Raw genomic sequence first — 18,216 nt, 5'->3', positions numbered from 1 at the left:
GCTGTTCTGGTGGCCTTTTCTCGTATCAGAACATGCGCTCCATTATTGAGGGGTGACCGTGGATAGTAATGTGCTCGACCGCCTTACCCAATTTGCAGATTCGAATGGTAGGGAACTATACGAGGACGACACGTGGATCAGCGTTCACGACCCTCACACGGACATTCCATTACAGGGCTGGAAAATCCACGTTTCCGCACGTCCCGGCACCCTCGCCGACACCCTTGACCGCGTGTTGCCGATCCTGGCGGGCACCGGCTGCGCCTTCAAGGTCGCCCGCTCCGCCCACAGGCTCATGGAGCTCAACTCCGGCGACGTCGACCCCGGAGCCGTGGGCAAGGCCATGACGGTCTACCCGGAGCAGGACGCAGTGGTCGAGCTGGGCCACGCCCTCGCCGACGCCCTGTCCGGGCTGTCGGCCCCGCGCATCGTCAGCGATCGCCGGGTACGCCCCGACGCTCCGGTCTACTACAGGTACGCCCCGTTCGCCCCGCAATACCGGGTGGACGAGAACGGCGACTTCGAGCTGATCGTGATCGGTCCGGACGGCGAGCAACTGCCGGGCGCGGCCGGCCCGGAGTTCACCTGCCCGCCCTGGGCGACGGACCCGTTCCGCCCCGCGGACCCCGCCGAGGCCCGCCCGCCGGACGCGCAGCAGCCCGGTGCACGGCCGTCACTGGGAACGCTGCCACCCGCGGAGACGGCGGGACGAGCCGCCGAGCGGGGCACCGGCCGGGTCATCGGCGGCCGGTACCGGGTGACGTCCGGCGTCGTGCGTGGCCCGCGCGGCAACGTCTACCGCGCCACCGACGCCGCCGGCCGGCGGGTCGTGGTCAAGGAGGCCCGCGCGTACGTCGGGGAGAACGTCGAGGGCTGGGACCTGCGGATGTACCTCCGCAACGAGCTGCGCATCCTCCAGGCGCTCAAGGGCGTGACGGGCATACCGGAGCCGATCGACCACTTCCGGCACGGCGAGGACGAGTTCCTCGTCATGACCGACGAGGGCAGCCGCGACCTCAACCGGTTCGTCGCGGAGAACGGCCTGTTCACCACGGAGCCCGCCGACGGCGAGCGCGACCTCGGCGCGCTGGCCGCCCGGCTGCTGGAGGTGATCGACGCGGTGCACTCGCGCGGCGTCGTCATCCGTGACCTTTCGCCCAAGAACGTCGTGCTCGGCGAGGACGGCCGCTGCACCCTCATCGACTTCGGCAACAGCAGGTACGAGGGACTGCAGCTGCCCGGCTGGAGCCGCGGCTACAGCGTGCCCGACCAGCACACCGACCGTGAGTCCGTGCCCGCCGACGACTACTTCTCGATGGGCGCCACGCTGTTCTTCGCGGCCACCGGGATGAACCCGATCATGATCGGCCCGGACCCGGTCCGTAACGTCGAGCGCACGCTCATGTGCCTGGCACGGATGTTCCCGGACGTCACGACGGGCGTCGTCGGCCTGCTGCCCGGCCTGTTGAGCCTCGACCCCGCCGACCGCACCGCGGCCGCCGCCGAGATCAGGTCCGGCGAAGGGCGGCCCGCCGCCGAGCGCCCACCGGCGGGGCGGTGGAGCCTGCCCGCCACGCCGAAGCTCACCGGGGAACTGCTGTCCAAGGCGCTCGACCACACCGTGCGCGAGTGCGCGGCCTTCGCCGAGCGGCTGATGGCCGCCCCCGAGGACGCCCGCCGGGAGAGCCCGCCGGTGACGAACGTCTACGGCGGCTGCGCCGGGGTCGGCATGGAGCTGCTGCACCACCCTGAGGCCAAGGCCGTCGCCGCCGACCTGGCCCGGTGGACGGCCCGCGTGATGCCACCCGCCAAGCTCCCGCCCTCGCTGTACTTCGGCCGTACCGGCACCACGCTGTTCCTGACCGCGGCCCGCCTGACCGCCGTGCCGGAGCTGGCGGCGCCGGACCCTGTCACCCTCGACGGCCCGCAGCGGGCCGACCAGGCGCACGGCGTGGCAGGCATCGGCTCGGGCCATCTGGCGCTGGCAGCCGCCGAACCGGGCGACGCCCGGCACCTGAGCATCGCCGACGAGTGCGCCCGGCTGCTGGTCTCCGGTGACGTCACGCGGTCGGAGGACGCCGTGGCGCCCGCGCAGCCCGGCTCCGGTGTGTCCGTCGACACTGCGTACGCCCACGGCGACGCCGGCTGCGCGGACTTCCTGCTCTCCTACCACGAGGCCACCGGCGACCCGGCGGCCGGCGAGGCGGCCAGGGAACGGTTCGCGGCGCTGGCCGTACGGGCCGAGGCGCTGATCGGCGAGCTGCACGGCCCGGATGCGCGGGCGATGGGGGCGTCCTGGTGCCAGGGCATGTCGGGCATCGTCGGCGCGCTGGCGCACGCGGCCCGCGCGTACGGCGAGGACCGCTACCTGGACCTCGCCGAGCGGGGCGCGCGGGCGTGCCTCGTCGTCGCGCCGCAGGCGTGGGTGGTCTCGCAGTGCTGCGGCCTGGCGGGCATCGGCGAGGCGCTGATCGACCTGGCGATGGTCACGGGCGACGGCGGCTACTGGCGCGGCGCGGAGGAGATCGCCGAGCTGATGCTGGTGCGGGCCGGCGGCGAGCCGGCGCAGCCGGTCTTCCCCGGCAACGACCTCGACAAGCCGGCCTACACCTGGAGCACCGGCAGCGCGGGCGTCCTGTCGTTCCTGCGCCGCCTCGACCGCCGCTCGGGCACGCGCCTGTGGACGGCCGGCTGGCGGCTGCCCGAATAGCCCGGATCACCAGCCGGCCCGGATCACCAGCGCGACGCCGGATCGGGATCGCGCCGGTGATCCGGCTTCTACGCGGCGCCCGACAGGTGTTCGCGCAGCAGCGCGAAGAACGTGTCGCCGCGGACGAGCTCGAACGGGTCCCGCAGGAGGCCGGCGAGCTCGGCGATGTCGGCCGGCGTCCAGTTCCAGGCGTTGACCGCGCCGGCGATGAACAGCGGCTCGCCCCCGTCCCATCCCTCGATCCGCCGCACCAGCGTGTCCCGGTACTCCTGCGCCTTGCCCTGCGGCGAGAAGTTCCCGATCACGGGCAGGCCCGCCGGGTCGATCAGCAGGTCGCCGGACTCCCACGACTGGATGATGCCGCGTACCGGGGTGTCACGCCGGTACGCGGCGACGATGCGCTCGTCGAAGGCCACCCAGCCGTCGCCCTCGGGCTTGCGGTGGTTGTATGCGTAGACGAGGTCCATCCCGGTGCGGCGCAGGAAACGGCCGGTGAGCTGCGTGTACGCGGCCCAATCCGCCGCCGGCCACGACCCCGGGTAGGTGTAGCCGGCGCCGGACGGGCCGGCGACGAGCAGGTCGTTGGCGGTGGCCGTGCGCTGGTAGTACGCCAGCAGTGCGGGCCCGATGTCGGCAAGCAGCGGGCTGACCGTCCAGTTGACCGGCGCGACGCCGCGCTTGGGGTCGTCCCAGATCTCGCGCATCCGGCGCTGGCAGTACTGGATGTTGTCGCCCTCGCCGACCGTGAGCGTGAGGTAGACGCGGTTGCGCAGCCTGGCCGGCGGTCGCGGGCGCACCTGGTCGGAGATCCTGGCGGAGACCCCGGCGTGGACGGTGGCGTTCATGTAGTAGTCGGCGGGGACCACCTCGACGGCGTGCTGGGAGGCCCGGTCCACGCCGCCCCACTCTCCTGCCACGTCGTTGGAGAACCAGCCCGCGTACGGCGTGGTGGGCTCGACCCGGCCGAAGATCTCGTCGAGCAGCTCACCGGTCCCGCCGGTGGGCGGCAGCCAGAAGACCATGGCCCGGGTCGCCACCGCGTAGTCGCGGAAGTAGGGGAACGGCTCGACCCTGGTGGGGGCGGTGGTGGCGGCGGTGACCAGGTACTGGTTCCACAGGTCCACCTCGACGAGCAGTTGCCGGGCGCCGGCGGGGGCGGTGAAGCGGTAGATGAAGTAGTTGCCGCCGTCGGCGAAGCGGTTGCCGTCGCCGCCGATGGCGGAGTTGAGGCCGTCGAAGAGGTAGGGGGCCTCGGCGTCCGTGCCGGGGGTGAACGCCGCGATCTGTGTCCCGTCCGCGGTCACCTTCACCGAGCCCACCGACGCACCCCAGCCGTCGTCGCCGAGCGAGTCCTGGAAGCGCAGATAGACGCCGTCCTGGGCGGCCGGCAATTCCGGGCTCAGGTCGAACGTGTGCACCGCCCGGTTGGCGGAGTCGCGCACGCGCTCGGTCTCTCGCGCGAGCTCGCGCCACCGCACGCCGTCCACCCGCACCGTCCTGGTGGGCGGGAGCCCGGCGAGCAGGGCGTGGCCGCAGCGGGGGAACAGGTGGTCGAGTTGCCAGCGGTACGTGGCCAGGACGTCGCCGGGGTCGAAGCGGCCGCGCAGGTCCGCGACGGTCCGCAGGCCGTGCGCGGCGGCCTGCTCGGCGGTGGCGGCGACGGCGTTCTCCAGGCCGGCCAGGGTGGTGGCCACGTTGACCGAGTCGGGGACGTCCGGGTCGTGCAGGATCGCGCCGCGCACCTCGGCGCGGTAGCGGGCGACCAGGTCGAGGGGGCGGTCGTGGCGGGTGACCGCGGCGCCGGTGCTGGATAACCAGCGCCGGTCGTAGCCGGCGGCGTCGTAGTTGAAGTAGAGGCGCGGGCGGCGGCGGTTGACGACGCCCTGGAGGGTGGTCAGGAGCAGCTGGTCGTCGCCGTGGAGGGTGCTGATGTCGGCGAAGTCGAGGTGGGTGGGACGGCCGAAGTTCGGAAGGAGGGGGGCGGTGGGGCGAGTTCCGGCGGCGGCGGGCGCCTGTAGGGTGAGGCCGAGGCCGCCGGCCGCGAGGACCACGCCGTTCGCCCGCAGGAAACTGCGTCGTGACACCATCAACGATCTCCGCTCCTCGTGGGGGGCCAAGGATTGACACCGCTGTCAACTGCCCTCGAACGTAACAACGTGACGTGATGTTGTCCATGCTGTAAGACGCGGTCGGGAACCCCTTCGATCTCGAGTACGGCGTCGGCTGACAGACGGGAGCAGCACCATTGACAAGGCTCAGCCGCGCCACCCTGTCCAGGGTCGCGCCCGCCGCGCGCCCGCTCGCGGAACCGCGCGTCACCGGCGTCGTGCACCTGGGCATCGGCGCCTTCCACCGGGCACACCAGGCCGTCTACACCGAGCGCGCCATGGCCGCGACCGGCGACGACCGCTGGGGCATCTGCGGAGCCAGCCAGCGCAGCGCCGACGTGGCCGACCGGCTCCGCCCCCAGGACTGCCTCTACGGCGTGCGCGCCGGCGACGAGGTCCGCGTGGTCGGATCGGTGCGCGAGGTGCTCGCCCCCGGTGACAACCTCGCCGTACGGCTGGCCGCACCGGAGACCGCGGTCGTCACGCTGACCATCACCGAGAAGGCGTACCGCCGCGACGCGCTGCCCGGCGCGATCGGGAGGCTCGTCGCCGGGCTGCGCGCCCGTGCCGCCGCGGACGCGGGCCCGCTCAGCGTCGTTTCCTGCGACAACCTCCCCGGCAACGGCGCGACTCTCGCCGGACTCGTGGCAGAGCTGTGCGAACCGCCGCTGCTCGCGTGGGTCGAGGAGAACGTCAGCTTCCCCGCGTCCATGGTGGACCGGATCGTCCCCGCGACCACGCGGGCCGACGTGGATGACATGGCCGCCAGGCTCGGCGTGACCGATCTGGGCGCGGTCGTCACCGAGCCGTTCACGCAGTGGGTGATCGAGGATTCCTTCGCCGGGGACCGGCCGGCCTGGGACAAGGCGGGCGCGCTCCTGGTGGGTGACGTCCGGCCGTACGAGCGCATGAAGCTGCGCCTGCTCAACGGCAGCCATTCGGCCATCGCCTATCTGTCGGGCGCGGCGCACGTGTCCGACGCCGTGGGCGAACCCGCGTTCGCCGGGTTCCTGCGCCGGCTGATGGACGACGACCTCTCGCCCACCTTGGACGGGCTGGACGGGTTCGACCTCGCGGGATACAAGGACTCGCTGCTGGTCAGGTTCGCCAATCCCGGCCTGCGGCACCGCGTCGCGCAGATCGCGGTGGACGGCTCGCAGAAGCTGCCGCAGCGCCTGCTGGACCCGGCGCGCGACCGGCTGGCCCACAGGCACGAACCCCGGTGGATCGCGCTGGCCGTGGCCGGGTGGATGCGGCACGTCACCACGTCACGCGAGCTGGACGACCCGCTGGCCGAGCGGCTGCGCGGAGACGGGACGGCCTCCGCCGCGGCGACCGTGAACCGCCTGCTGGCGATCGAGGAGATCTTCGGCGCCGACCTCAAGGAGAACCGGGTCTTCCGCGAACTGGTCACCGACTCCCTGGAGCGGCTCAACGCCGACGGCGTCCCCGCCACCCTCCGCGCACTCGATGCCGGCCCGCCGTGATGGATCCCGGCGTACCGGACCGCGAGCGGGAGACGCCGGTCGAGCACCGCCGAGACGCTCCGGCTGACCGGCCCGTGGGACGTTCACCCGGAATACGGCAGGCACCCGGCAGTGACCGTGGCCGAGCGGGTGACGCTCTGGGTGTTGGGCGAAGGTCGGCGCGGGTCAGAGGCGGCTGGCGACAGTCGGCGCGGGTCAGGGGCGGCTGGCGATGGCCAGGAGGGTCGCGGCAGGGCCCGCGAGGGGGCGGCCACGGCGCCAGACCGCGCGCATGTTCCTGACCAGGTTGAGGCCCGCCAGCGGCACCTCGACGAGGCGGCCGGTGGCCAGTTCGGCTTCCACCGCGTACCAGCTGAGCACCGCCGGGGCCGCGCCCGCCTGGGCGGCGCCCTTGACGGCCGAGTTCGACCCGAGCTCCAGGCGCGGGCTGGCCCGGTGGTGCCCGGCGAAGGCGACGTCCAGGGTCTCGCGGGTGCCGGAGCCTTGCTCGCGTACGACCAGCGGCGTGGCGGCCAGCTCCGGGCCCCTGAGCAACGTGCGGCGGCGTGCCCAGGGATGTCCCGGGGCCACCACGACGACCAGCCTGTCGGTGCCCACCACTCGGCTGGCCAGCCCGTCCGGCACGTTGGGCCCCTCCACGAACCCCAGCTCCACGGCCCCGGTCCCGGACAACACCAGCGCCGCGACGTCGGCGGAGTTCAGCACGTCCAGGCCGACCTGGACCCCGGGCTCGCGGCTCTGGAACTCCCCGAGCCAGCGCGGCACCAGGTACTCGGCCACCGTCATGCTGGCGGCCACCCGCAGGTGCGCCGCCTCGCTGTGCCGGACGGCTTCGGCGGCCCGCATGAGTTCCTGTGCGGCCGCGAGCACCTGGGTGGCCCAGCCCGCGACCATCTTGCCCTCGGCGGTGAGTGTGGAGCCGCGCGGCGTCCGCTCCAGCAGCGGCAGGCCGAGACGCCGTTCCAACTGGGCGATGCGCTTGCTCGCGGACGGCTGCGCGATGCCCGCCAGCTTGGCCGCCTGGCCGAGGCTGCCGAGCTCGCCCACGTCCACCAGGAGCTTGAGCGAGTCGAGATCGGGCAACGGGGTCATAGCCGTAGGCTATGACCTCCCAGGCAACGCGCGGCTACCGGCCCTCTCGATGGCCCCGAAGACTGGGATCATGATTCTCGCCCCCGCCAAGGCACACCTTCTGCCGGGCATCGCGGCGTGCGCGCTGGCGGTGGCGGCCTCTCTGGTGGCCAACCGGTTCGTGCCGGGGCTCAGTCCCGCCACCGCCGCCGTGGCCTTGGGATCGGCACTGGCCACCGCCGGGGCGATCCACGCGCGGCTGCGCCCCGGGCTCCTGTTCGTCTCCAGGCGGGTGCTGCGCGCGGCGATCGTACTGCTCGGGCTGCAGATCGCGGTGCCGCAGATCCTCGCGCTCGGATGGCAGTCGCTCGCGGTCGTCGCCGCCGCCACGGGGCTCACGTTCGTCCTCACCCCGCTGGCCGGCCGCCGCCTCGGCCTTCCGCCCGGGACGTCGCTGCTGGTCGCCACGGGCGTGTCGATCTGCGGTGCGTCGGCGATCGCGGCCATGCACGACAGCACCGACAGTTCGGACGATGACGCTGCCGGCGCGCTCGCCGTGGTGGTTCTCTACGGCAGCGCTGCCATCGTGGTGCTGCCGCTGCTGGCGTCCAGGCTGGGCCTCTCGCCCGACCAGCTCGGGGTGTGGGCGGGAGCCGCCGTGCACGAGGTCGCCCAGGTGGCGGCGATCGGCGCCGCCTCGGGCACCCTCGTGACGGCGGTGACGGTGAAGCTGGGCCGGGTCGTCCTGCTCGCCCCCATCGTCGCCGTCACCACGTCCCTGCGCCGCCGCGCGGCACCACCTGCCGGCGCGCCGGACGCCAGGACGCCTGCCGGCACGTCGGACGCCGGCCGGATGCCCGTGGTTGTGCCCGCCGGTACGACGGTGCCCGCGTCCGTGCGCGGCACCGCCCCCTCTGCGGCACCGCCAGCCGCCGCCCCCGCTGGGGCACCGCCCGCCGCGCCCACGGCGGCGGGCGGACGGAAGAGGCCTGCGATCATGCCGCTGTTCGTGGCCGGGTTCCTGGCGATGGTGGTGGTGCGGAGCACGGGGCTGCTGCCGTCGGCGGTGACCGAGCACGTGCCCGCGGTCACGAACGTACTGATGGCCGCCGCCCTGTTCGCCCTCGGCACCGGTATCAACCTGCGGAACCTGCTCAAGGGCGGGCGGGTCATGCTGCTCGGGGGCATCGCCACCGTGCTCATCGGAGCGATCTCGCTGGCGGGGGTGTCACTGCTCGGCTGACTCCGGCGTGTGCCGCGATGCCGGCCGGGCGGTCTCCGGCCGAGGCTAGAGGTTGGCGATCGCCGGGACCACCTCGCTGCCGATGATCTCCAGCGGAGTGATCCCGGAGACCCCGGCGACCCGCCCGTGCGCGACGCTGAATCCCTGCCCGGCCAGGGATCCCAGCGAGTCGATGATCTGCGGGACGTTCTCGCCCTTCTCGCCGACGTCGAAGTTGAACAGCACGGTCTTCTCGATCGCGTCGTAGTCGGTGCCCTCGCGCTCGCAGTGCGCGCGCAACACCTCGAGCTTGCGAGCCAGCTCAGGGCCCGGGAACAGGTTGCACGCCTGGGCGTACTTCGCCACCAGGCGCAGCGTCTTCTTCTCGCCGGACCCGCCGATGAGGATCGGCGGATGCGGGCGGGAGATCGGCTGCGGCGAGTTGAGCGTGCGCCCGAGGTGGTAATGCTCTCCGTCGTACGGCCGCTCGGTCTCGGCCCACATCTGCAGGCAGATCTGCAGCGTCTCCTCCAGCCGCTCGAACCGCTCGGCCAGGGGCGGGAAGAAGAGCCCCAGTCCACGGGCCTCTTCCTCGTTCCAGGCCGCCCCGATGCCGAGCATGGCGCGGCCGCCGGACAGCACGTCGAGCGTGGTCACCATCTTGGCCAGCAGCCCGGGATCGCGGTAGACGACGCCGGTGACGAGGGTCAGCAGCTTGACCCTGGTGGTGTGCGCGGCCAGGAAACCGAGCGTGGTGTAGGCCTCCAGCATCTCGTGCTCGGCCGGACCGACCACCCCGATCTGCCAGACGTGGTCCATGACGCTGATCCGGTCGAAGCCCGCCTCCTCGGCGCTCTTCACCACGTCGGCGAGGTCGGGTCCGAGCCTGCCGGCCCCGCCCGGCCAGGTGAAATCGGGAATGTGCAGACCGAGCTTCATAGCGGCTCCCTGAACGTCGGCATCCACCGGCCAGCCTACAGAGCGCCACTCGGCCGGTCACGAGCCAAGATCCATGGTCCGGGCATCACCGCCCCGTACCTGCCCGGCCGCCTCTGCGATCAACGACATACCGGGTCATATGACACCTCCATTCAGGTTTCCCGCCATGCATTCGAAACCGGACGGGAGCGCAGATTATGGTGGAAGCCTCACTGTGAACGGCCGTGTCACCGGCACCACCGCAAGCGTGTGCTAGCCTGTCGGGTGTTGCAGTTATGGTTCCCATAGAGACTTTGCGCGCGCCTGCCAGAGTAAAATTCGGGCGCGTTTTTGTTTGCCGGTCATTTCCGGATGGGCTCATCGCGGCGACACGGATTTCGCAAGGCGCGAATTCCGTTACCTGCACGTATCTGAAGGAGATCGACATGGCTACCGGAACCGTGAAGTGGTTCAACTCCGAAAAGGGCTTCGGCTTCATCGCGCAGGACGGCGGCGGCGCCGACGTCTTCGCGCACTACTCCAACATCGTCTCCAACGGCGGCTACCGTGAGCTGACCGAGGGCCAGAAGGTGTCCTTCGACATCGTCCAGGGCCAGAAGGGCCCGCAGGCGGAGAACATCGTCCCCGCCTGACCTCAGGCGTGTCACAAGGCCGGGCCTGCCCCCTCACCGGGGGTCAGGCCCGGTCCGCTTTCCCCGGCAGGCGCGGCGACGGCAGGACGGTCACAGCCGGCGCGACCAGGATCCCCCGGGAAGCTCACGCCCCGTCCTGCGTGCCCACAACGATCACGCCGGCCATGTGCAGGCTGGTCAGCAATGTCCTGTCGTCGGCCGGGTCGAGCCAGACCTGCAGGTCTGCGGGCCCCGACGGTCTCGGCAGCACCCCGGCGGGCTCATAGAAGGTCGAGACCAGGACCAGGGGCACCGGCGCCTCCCATCGAGCGGGGGCCGGTGGTTCGTGCCGGCCGCCGAGGATCACGACCCGCTCGGCCTCGCTGCACGCATCGAGTTGCCCTCCGGCCGCGAGCTGAGCCTGCGTCCTGACCTGCATGTCCATGGCGAGGCGGACACGCGCCGACGCGCGCTCGCCGTCGGTGGCGAGCGAGGCGTAGCCGGGGACGAGCATCTCGACCAGCTCGGCGAAATCGTCGGCGTAGCCACGGTAGGTCCCGCCTGCATAGATCATCTCATAGCGGTACGGCCGGCCATCGCCTTTGATCGGTGCGGCCGGAGGCGGCTCCGTCGCTGAGGTGTTACGGATGATCACGGCCACTGGATGGCATCCCGTTTCGTGGTGAGGTCGTTCTGCGTCGTCATGCCGTGAGCAACCAGCGAGTGGCGGCGTACACGGCGGTGACCTGCTCCTTGTCGGCGGCCCGCCAGAACAGCTCGTCCATCAGACAGCGGAAGGAGAGGCTTCCCCGCTCGGTGAGGTCGAACGCCGGATCCAGCTTGAGGAGCTCGGCGTGGGTGCCCAGCAGGTCGCGCTGCCCCCGGTTGGGAGGCTGGCCCAGCGTCACGTTGCGGAACGCCGCATCCACCGCCGCGACCGATACCTTCACCTGGGACTGGATCAATGGGGCGTAGAGCGAGCCGTCATACAGGCGGAACTCGATATGGTCCTCCGGAGATCCGGTTATGCTCTCCAGGTTCACCGCGAACCCGTGGTCGGCGCTGCCCCTGCTGTTGTGATCCCGCACCGGGGCTATCGACTTGTAGCCCGCTGCGGGCCGCCGGTTGGGGCGGCAATACTTGAGGCCCCGGTGGCTTTCCCGCTCCGGATTGTGCCCGAGTCTGAAGAACGTATCGCTGTGATGGTCCACGTAGTCCACCACGCTGGTGTAGTTCTCCACGATGTGGTCGTAGTCGTATGTGCTCACGTGGATGTGCCCGCCGGTGCTGGCGCTGGCCGTGCCGCCATACGCTTGGATGATCTCGCAGGCGAGCTGGAGGTTCTCCCAGGTCGCAGGCTCGTCGTACAGAATAGGTGAGACCAGTTCGCCCGCGACCGAGCCGTCCTGCTCCAGCCTCCAGAGACCGCGCCCGCCGTTGCGTCCCGAACGGTAGCCCTGCGCCTGCATGGTGTGGTAGTCGTGCACCTGGGGGTCGCTGGTCAGACCTGCCCTGTACAGGTCACGGGCTATGGCCTGCATGGCTCGGGGGCGGGCGTCGCCGATCGGCAGGTCGAACTCGAGCTCCAGCCCGAACCCGCGCCCGCCGTCACGGGCCGCCAGGGATGCGGTGGCGTTCTTCCGCATGTAGGGAATCACCGCCTCTCCCCTGGCGGCGCGTTCCACCGCCTGGTCGTACGCGCGCCGGAACGCCGCGAAATCTTTCACATAGGACACCTCAGGGACCTCCGGCCAGCGCTGCCACGCGTGGACCCGGGCCTCCAGCGAGGCGACCCGTTGCTGCTCCGCCACGGCCAGCGGGTCGGGGCCGGCGAGCCGTGACAGGGAGCGGCGCAGGGGAGGGTGGGCCTGGCGATACGCCTGCCGCGCCGTGGCGTGCTCCTGGATCGCGGCCTGCCGGGCGTCCCGGACGATCGAGGGGGCGAGATCGTGCAGCCCCGGCGGTACGTGCGGCGTGTCCGGCTGCCGGCCGGTCACGGGACGGCCGGCGTGCTGGGTGAGGGCGTCGAGCACCTGCCGCCGGTCGACCGGCCCGAAGAGGTCGAAGCCGTCCCGCTGGACCTCGACCGCCCGCTGGGCCAGCCGTTCGACGGAATGGTCGAGACCCGCCTCTCCCGCCAGCCGGCGCAACGGGTCGAACACCCACAGAGAGGATGGCGCCTCGGAGCTGGTGATCTCAGCCAGGCGCGAAAGCGCTCGCGCCTCGTCGTCGCTTGGACGCATGACGTCGCGCTCGGCCGCGACCCGCAGTCCGTCCCAAAGATGCGGATCTCGCGCCCGGTAGGCGATGAGGCGGTCGACGATCTCCTGACGGCTGGGCGCCCGCGCGAGGTCGGCACCGTGCGCCTGCGCCTCCTCGGCCAGGCGGACGAACTGCTCAACGGAGCGTCCTTGCCCGACATCGCCGGCCAGGTACTCCAGCGGCTCGCCGGTGCGGAACCTGTCCAGGGCCAGTCCTGTGACGATCTCGTACAGGCGCGCGACCAATCGTGCTGTCGAGTCGCGGAGATCGGGCAGGGAAAGCTGTTCGGCGAGCAGCACGCCGGCCCACAGGTGCGCGTCTTGCCGCCAGAACTCATCCAGGCCCGCGCGGAATGCCGGCTCCCCGGTCGCTCCGCTGGGGAAGTAGCCATTCTGGTGGGCCGCATGGATGACCGGGAGTAATTGCTGGACGTCGCTGATGCCGTACCGCTGGAGCACGGGTCTGACGAGATCTCGAGCCTTCTTGTAGGTGACAGTGTCCCCCATCATCTTCACCATGAGCCCGACCGCGCGTGCTTGCCTGACATTCGCGGCGAGGAGACCGACCAGGGTTTGGTACCGGTGCCCCGTCCAGCGATAAGGGTCTACCTCCATGGACCTCCTGAGGATGTCGGTCAGGGCTGCGCGGTCGGTCGCGCTGTCTGGGGACATGCCATACCGCCGGGCGTCGTTGAACACTTCGACCAGGGCATCGATGTCGTGGGGCAAGCCAAGTGCGGCCGCCACTTCGGAAATCTCGCCCGACGGGTTCGCTCCGCCGATGGTCCGGGCCATCAATGCCAGAGCCCTGGTTGTCGTCTCGCCGGGGTCGAGGACACGCAGCTGGGCTGACAGGCGCCGGCCTTCTGCCAGGAGCTCCGCGTCCGGCACGGCCGGCGGCGGCGAGCCGGAAGCGTCTCGGCGGTTCGGGTCTGGAGTGTTCCCGTTGTCAGGCGTCCAGCGGTAGAAGATCGCCGCGGCCTCGGCGAAGTTCCGTGGCCGCGCGTCCGCCACAGAAGACAGACCGGTTGCGGTGTTCGGTGGGGCGGGCACCTGGTGCGTCGCCGCCGGGGATGTGGGCGGAGCCGGGGGCGCCGGTGGGCGGGAACCGGTGTCGGAGTCCGCCAGGATGCGTTCGAGCTCCGCGCGTACCTCGGGCCACGCTCGGGCGAAGTCGGGGTGCAGATTGAGGCGCGACACCTCCTCCAGCGGTACCCATGCGTTGTCGAGGGACTCGCGGGATGCGGGCCACACGTCGGCCAGGTACGGCATCTCGCCGATGACGGTGTCGAACGTCCAGCCGCCGTGATCGTCGTGATGCACTCCCCGCACGTTCACCTCGTCCGTGTTCAGCCTGTTCTCCTCGCGGGGTTCACGCAGACCGGCATCGATCGGGCCTTCGCCGCTGTGGCGGGCGCCACCGGGCGGTCCCCAGGTCCCTCCGTGGTGCGTCTCCATGGAGCGGAGTTGCATGAGGACGCGAACCTCACCGTCAGGAAGGCGGTGGAAGAGCAGCAGACCTGCCCCGCCTTCTGTTCCCCAGTGCCTGTGCCCTTGCTCGCACTGTGTCCATGCGTCGGTGGACCTCCGGACCTGCCAGCCGGGTGGAAGGGTGGGATGCGCTCCGGACATGCCGGGACCGGTCACAACGATGTGCGGCGGTCGCAGCACGGTGACCTCGCCGGGCGTGGCGAGCACGACGAACTCGTTGAGGGGTAGCTGGCCCATGCCGGTCCACGGAGTGGACAACACCTGGGAGGCGGGGAAGACCCCTGCCATGACCGCCCCGTCCCCCAGACCGGTGTACCGCTTGGCGACTCCGGGGATGGCGCTCCAGGACTGCAGCGGCAGTGCGGGCGGAGCCTGCACGACATCGCCGTCGGCGGCGTCCGCCAAGCTCGGGACCGGATGCCGTGGGTCGAACGCTATTCCCCGGTAGAGCACCAGCTCATCGATCCCGCGGCTTTCCAGTTCGCGCTGCGTCTGCGCGTACTGCTGCCGGAGGAAGTCGCGCAGCATGTCCCCGCTACGGGCGTGCACGTCCCTGGCGGTCATGTTGCGGTTGGGATCACCGTACGCCTCCAGGTCGAGAACCCCGGTCAGCCCGAACTCCTCGCGCGCGGCCATGTGCATGGCCAGCCGCTCCGGCAGCATCTCACTGGCGCCGTATCCCCATGTCCGCAGGAGCTCCTCGGCGGCCAGCCGTCTCACTATGTCGTGCGCTTCGGGCGAGTCGAACGGTATCTGGCGGATTATCCGGCGTGGCACGTCCGCGTACTTGCGGGAGCCTTCCACGAAGGACGCGATGGAGCTCCGTTCGACCGCCTGCCAGGTCCTTATGGTTCTGCCCATGAAGGGGAGCTCGCTCAGGACGAGATCGTACTCGGGGTTGCCGAGCGCCTGCCGCAGATTCCGCTTGCGCCCCACGCCGAGCATGTCCTTCGTCGGGGACAGCATCGTGTCCATCAGCATCTTCACCGTCGCGGCATGGGCGGCCTGCCAGCCGGCGGCGCTGATCGGGTCGTGTTGGCCGTCCCGGCTGAGCAGGTCCGCCACCCGCCTCACCACCGGCTCGAGCCCGCGAGGGTTCTCGGGCAATGCGCTGGACCGGGCGACGGGCACGCTCGCGTCGCCCTGGAGGCCCGTACGCGGCGTGTCGGCCGTGGCGCCTGAACCAGGCCCCTCCGCAGGGCGTTCACCGCGCTCGGAGGAGTGCGGACGGGCGGACGCCGCCGCATCGGCGATCGGCGCGGGAGCCGCGGGCATCGCCTCGGCAGGCCGGTCACCGTGACCCGTCACAGGGCGAGCGGCGGCCGTGCCCGCCACCGGGCCCGGCGCGGGCTCCAGGGCCGGCCCCGTCCGGTCCTGGGGGATCCTCGAGAGCGTCGATGTCTGCGGATCGCTCACCGGTGGTGTGCTGTGCTCGCGTGGCGGGTGAGACGCGGGGAGCGCGGAGTCGTCGGCGTGGGACTGCTGCGGCCGTTCCGGCCTGCTCTGACCGGTGGACGCCGGATCGGCCGCGTCGGGCGTCGCGGGCCGCGTTTCGGCGGTCTTGGGATCCGCGTTCTCCTGGCCATGACGGCTTGCCTGTGCGGCGTTGTGTTCGGGGGTGCCTGCGTCGTCGGGGGGCGCGGTGACGATCGCCGGGACGGTGGCCGGGAGCAGTGAGCCGCGGGGGAGGTCACCCGGAACCACGGCCTGGGTCCGCGGAGCGGCGGGGGCGGTCTCGCCGCTCGGGGTTCGCTCGGCCGGGAGGTTCTGCGGGGGTCGTACGGGTGCTCCGCCCTGTTCGGCTCCGTCCCCGGCCGGACCGTCCAGGAGTGTGTCATGGCGCCGGATGACCTCGCCCACGATCACCCGGTCCGAGTGCGGCTGGAGCGGGTTGGCGCCCGGTTCGGACGGCTGCCGGTTGATCAGGGTGTCGACGTCGGCGTGGCGTTCGGGCCGGAGGTGGAACGCCAGGGCAGCGGTGTCGTGCCCCGCAGCCGGCAGCATGTCGCCGCCGGATGGGTCGTGCGGCACGGCACTGGGAGGAGGCGGAGGCTGCTCCCCGGGTGCATCGTGCGGCACGCCACTGGGAGGAGGCGGAGGCTGCGCTCCGGATGGATCGTGCGGTGCGGCAGTGAGAGAGGGCGGGGGCTGGCGCGGCGGGTCGGTGTCGGCGTGTGGGATTTTGGTGGACGGGGTGTCGCCGATCTCTGCGACCGCCCTGATCGGGATGTAGCTCACCCGCGCCGAGGCGGGGACGTCGAGGCCGCCGGCGACGCCGGCGATGAAGGTGTAGGCCAGGTGCGAGGCGTCGAGTTGCCCGCTGAGCGCCAGCCCGGGGACGGCGCCGGCGGTGCCCGCCACACCGCCCAGCAGCGCCTGGCCGTACATGCTCTGCCCGATCGCCACGATCTTGTCACGCACGGCCAGTTCGGCCTCGGAGGCGACGTACACCATCTCCCGGCTCAGCAGGCGCGAAAGCCCCACGTTCGCACCGGCGAACAGGGCACCGGTCAGGGCGCCGCTGCCGAGCGACATCGCCAGCGAGGCGAGGTCGAAGTCCCCCTCTTCGCGATCCCCCCAGATCTGCTGCGCCACCTGCACGCCGAAGTCCAGGCCGCCCATGATGCCCGCGAACTTCAGCATGCTGACGAGGACGAGCCGCTTCATCGTCTGGATGTTCACCTGGGTCAGCAGCGTGTTGTGCTGGATCAGCCGGAGAACGGCCGGGCCGTTGACGTAGATCCAGACCAGCAGCTTGACGATCACCGCGCCGAGCAGCGCCAGGGAGGCATAGATCATCCACTCGGTGTGCTGCATCCGCACGCCGTGCTCGCGCAGAGACTTCGCCTCGTCCCGGAGCGCCCGCTCCAGCAGGTCGAGCAGCGTCCCCTCCGAGTGGGGGTCGTCCCCTTCCGGCTGCCCGCCGAGCGCGGCGAACACCTGCTCGAACGCCTCCTTGGCGGCGCCCTGCCATTCGTGGCCGCGCAGCAACCGCACGATCGCGGAGGCGTCGTCCGTATTGAGCTTGGCCAGGAAGTCCGCCACGTTCTCCAGCGCCTGCGCTTCGTCGATGACCCCGCCGACGAAGGCTTCGGGGAAGGCCCCTCCCGTCAACGGCAGCGCCATCGGCTTCACCAGGTCGGGCACCAGGCTGAGATCAAGCCCCATCAGCCGGTGTCATCCCTCTCGGTCGATCGTCGTGATCGGCACGGGCTGATCACGACGGCGACCGCGGAGCCCCCGGCTCCGGCGTGCCGGGGTGCGGCAGGAATGACTCGAAGCTCGTTCCCTCGCCGAACAGGTCCTCGAACGGAAGATCCGGCACGCCGAAGGGCTCCATCAACTCCTTCATCTCACCGGAAACCTGGCGGGTCGCCCGCCCGATCTGCGCCACGATCGAGGCGGACAGCTCAGACGGGGACAGCTTGCGGTAAACCCGGGGGTCCAGCTCGATCCCCCGCACCTCACCGCGTGGGCCGACGGTCACGGTCACCATGTCGTCCTCCGACGTGACCGTCGCCGACAGGTCCCGTACCTTCTCCTGCATTTTCTTGAGCTGTTCGGTCTGCTGGTTGACCTCCTGGACGAGTTGCTCCAGCAGCCGCCAGTGCTCGTCCGTCGTCATCCCCGTCCCTCACATCTGATCGCATCCAGCATCAAAGGCCTCAGAAGCACCATTCTGTCCAACATTCTTACCGAAATATCGATATTGAGCGCGCCGATGTCCACGCGTGCCCGCTAGGCTGCCCAGCCGTGGAGCTCAACGGCGTCGCCTACAGCCATGGCCACCTTCACCGGCTCTCGGACACGGCGGACTGCATGGCCGACGACGTGTCAGCGGCCCACATCCGGTTCGAGACCTCGTCGGGCGGGGCCCGCGCCGCCCTCGGCGACGACGACTACGCCCGCATGTACTGGCAGACACACGGCCGGCGGATGGAGAGCATCGGCGCCGGGCTCGAACTGCTGGCGACCGCGCTCCGGGAGGAGGCGGCCAAGCTTCAGCGGGCGTCGAAGACGTACAAGGCCGGCAATGACGCCAGCACCTTGCGTACCTGAGCCGACGTCGCGCTCCGGCGAGCGCGACACTTGCTTATAACCTACGACCCATCCGTCGGTCGACACCGCCGAGATAGGCAGCGATGGGCAGTGGTGTAGGTTATAACCGATCAGCGACGCGACAGGACAGCGATGAGCGAATCAGCAGCCGAGCTCTACACGACCAAGGCGGACTTCGCGTACCTCCGCGTCAAGGAGCTGATCCTGTCCGGGACGCTGCTGCCCGGCTCGGTCATCGCGCAGGCGCAGCTGGCCCG

Annotated in this window: 11 protein-coding genes; 5 read left to right on the top strand and 6 right to left on the bottom strand. The window is 71.1% G+C overall.

Annotation, left to right across the window (positions count from 1 at the left end; translation table 11 throughout):
* Positions 1–52: 52 nt before the first annotated feature.
* Positions 53–2,710, top strand: coding sequence for a class IV lanthionine synthetase LanL (lanL, locus tag ACIBVN_RS50535; RefSeq protein WP_397148339.1), 2,658 nt, complete (start codon positions 53–55; stop codon positions 2,708–2,710).
* Positions 2,711–2,778: 68 nt separating this feature from the next.
* Here lanL and ACIBVN_RS50530 read toward each other — a convergent pair whose 3' ends face one another.
* On the bottom strand, positions 2,779–4,797 hold the full coding sequence (locus ACIBVN_RS50530) for a GxGYxYP domain-containing protein (protein ID WP_397148337.1): 2,019 nt from the start codon (positions 4,795–4,797) through the stop codon (positions 2,779–2,781).
* A gap of 158 nt (positions 4,798–4,955) precedes the next feature.
* Here ACIBVN_RS50530 and ACIBVN_RS50525 point away from each other — a divergent pair, with 158 nt between their 5' ends.
* Positions 4,956–6,305, top strand: coding sequence for a mannitol dehydrogenase family protein (locus tag ACIBVN_RS50525; protein WP_397148335.1), 1,350 nt, complete (start codon positions 4,956–4,958; stop codon positions 6,303–6,305).
* A 195-nt stretch (positions 6,306–6,500) separates the two neighbouring features.
* Here the strand turns inward: ACIBVN_RS50525 and ACIBVN_RS50520 are convergent, their stop codons facing one another.
* A complete protein-coding gene (locus ACIBVN_RS50520; protein WP_397148333.1) occupies positions 6,501–7,397 on the bottom strand; it encodes a LysR family transcriptional regulator in 897 nt (298 codons plus the stop codon).
* A 70-nt stretch (positions 7,398–7,467) separates the two neighbouring features.
* Here ACIBVN_RS50520 and ACIBVN_RS50515 point away from each other — a divergent pair, with 70 nt between their 5' ends.
* Positions 7,468–8,619 carry a YeiH family protein gene (locus ACIBVN_RS50515; protein WP_397148331.1) on the top strand — a complete coding sequence of 384 codons (1,152 nt, stop codon included), beginning with the start codon at positions 7,468–7,470 and terminating at the stop codon, positions 8,617–8,619.
* 45 nt (positions 8,620–8,664) lie between these two features.
* Here ACIBVN_RS50515 and ACIBVN_RS50510 read toward each other — a convergent pair whose 3' ends face one another.
* The gene (locus ACIBVN_RS50510; protein WP_397148329.1) at positions 8,665–9,537 is read right to left on the bottom strand and encodes an LLM class F420-dependent oxidoreductase; all 873 of its coding nucleotides are present in this window, start codon (positions 9,535–9,537) and stop codon (positions 8,665–8,667) included.
* 425 nt (positions 9,538–9,962) lie between these two features.
* Between ACIBVN_RS50510 and ACIBVN_RS50505 the strand changes: the two genes are divergently transcribed.
* A complete protein-coding gene (locus tag ACIBVN_RS50505; protein WP_349453914.1) occupies positions 9,963–10,169 on the top strand; it encodes a cold-shock protein in 207 nt (68 codons plus the stop codon).
* Between the two features lie 124 nt (positions 10,170–10,293).
* Here ACIBVN_RS50505 and ACIBVN_RS50500 read toward each other — a convergent pair whose 3' ends face one another.
* From ACIBVN_RS50500 to ACIBVN_RS50490, 3 genes are all read right to left on the bottom strand, one after another.
* The gene (locus tag ACIBVN_RS50500; protein ID WP_397148326.1) at positions 10,294–10,722 is read right to left on the bottom strand and encodes a hypothetical protein; all 429 of its coding nucleotides are present in this window, start codon (positions 10,720–10,722) and stop codon (positions 10,294–10,296) included.
* Positions 10,723–10,849: 127 nt separating this feature from the next.
* Positions 10,850–17,068, bottom strand: a complete 6,219-nt coding sequence (locus ACIBVN_RS50495) for an NUDIX domain-containing protein (RefSeq protein ID WP_397148324.1) — start codon at positions 17,066–17,068, stop codon at positions 10,850–10,852.
* Between the two features lie 49 nt (positions 17,069–17,117).
* A complete protein-coding gene (locus ACIBVN_RS50490) occupies positions 17,118–17,525 on the bottom strand; it encodes a YbaB/EbfC family nucleoid-associated protein (RefSeq protein WP_397148322.1) in 408 nt (135 codons plus the stop codon).
* Between the two features lie 128 nt (positions 17,526–17,653).
* On the opposite strand from ACIBVN_RS50490, the gene ACIBVN_RS50485 reads away from it, so the two are divergent.
* Positions 17,654–17,959, top strand: a complete 306-nt coding sequence (locus tag ACIBVN_RS50485) for a hypothetical protein (protein ID WP_397148320.1) — start codon at positions 17,654–17,656, stop codon at positions 17,957–17,959.
* The last annotated feature ends 257 nt before the right edge of the window (positions 17,960–18,216 follow it).

Origin of the sequence: Nonomuraea sp. NPDC049400, from assembly GCF_044466425.1 — a bacterium.
Classification (GTDB): domain Bacteria; phylum Actinomycetota; class Actinomycetes; order Streptosporangiales; family Streptosporangiaceae; genus Nonomuraea.
Note: the sequence above shows the minus strand (reverse complement) of the source record. Positions and strands in the feature narration are given on the sequence as shown.

Coding starts and splice junctions, on each gene's coding strand:
- ACIBVN_RS50530 (WP_397148337.1), bottom strand. CDS start 4,797: ATGGTGTCACGACGCAGTTTCCTGCGGGCGAACGGCGTGGTCCTCGCG.
- ACIBVN_RS50520 (WP_397148333.1), bottom strand. CDS start 7,397: ATGACCCCGTTGCCCGATCTCGACTCGCTCAAGCTCCTGGTGGACGTG.
- ACIBVN_RS50515 (WP_397148331.1), top strand. CDS start 7,468: ATGATTCTCGCCCCCGCCAAGGCACACCTTCTGCCGGGCATCGCGGCG.
- ACIBVN_RS50510 (WP_397148329.1), bottom strand. CDS start 9,537: ATGAAGCTCGGTCTGCACATTCCCGATTTCACCTGGCCGGGCGGGGCC.
- ACIBVN_RS50505 (WP_349453914.1), top strand. CDS start 9,963: ATGGCTACCGGAACCGTGAAGTGGTTCAACTCCGAAAAGGGCTTCGGC.
- ACIBVN_RS50500 (WP_397148326.1), bottom strand. CDS start 10,722: ATGATCTATGCAGGCGGGACCTACCGTGGCTACGCCGACGATTTCGCC.
- ACIBVN_RS50495 (WP_397148324.1), bottom strand. CDS start 17,068: ATGGGGCTTGATCTCAGCCTGGTGCCCGACCTGGTGAAGCCGATGGCG.
- ACIBVN_RS50490 (WP_397148322.1), bottom strand. CDS start 17,525: ATGACGACGGACGAGCACTGGCGGCTGCTGGAGCAACTCGTCCAGGAG.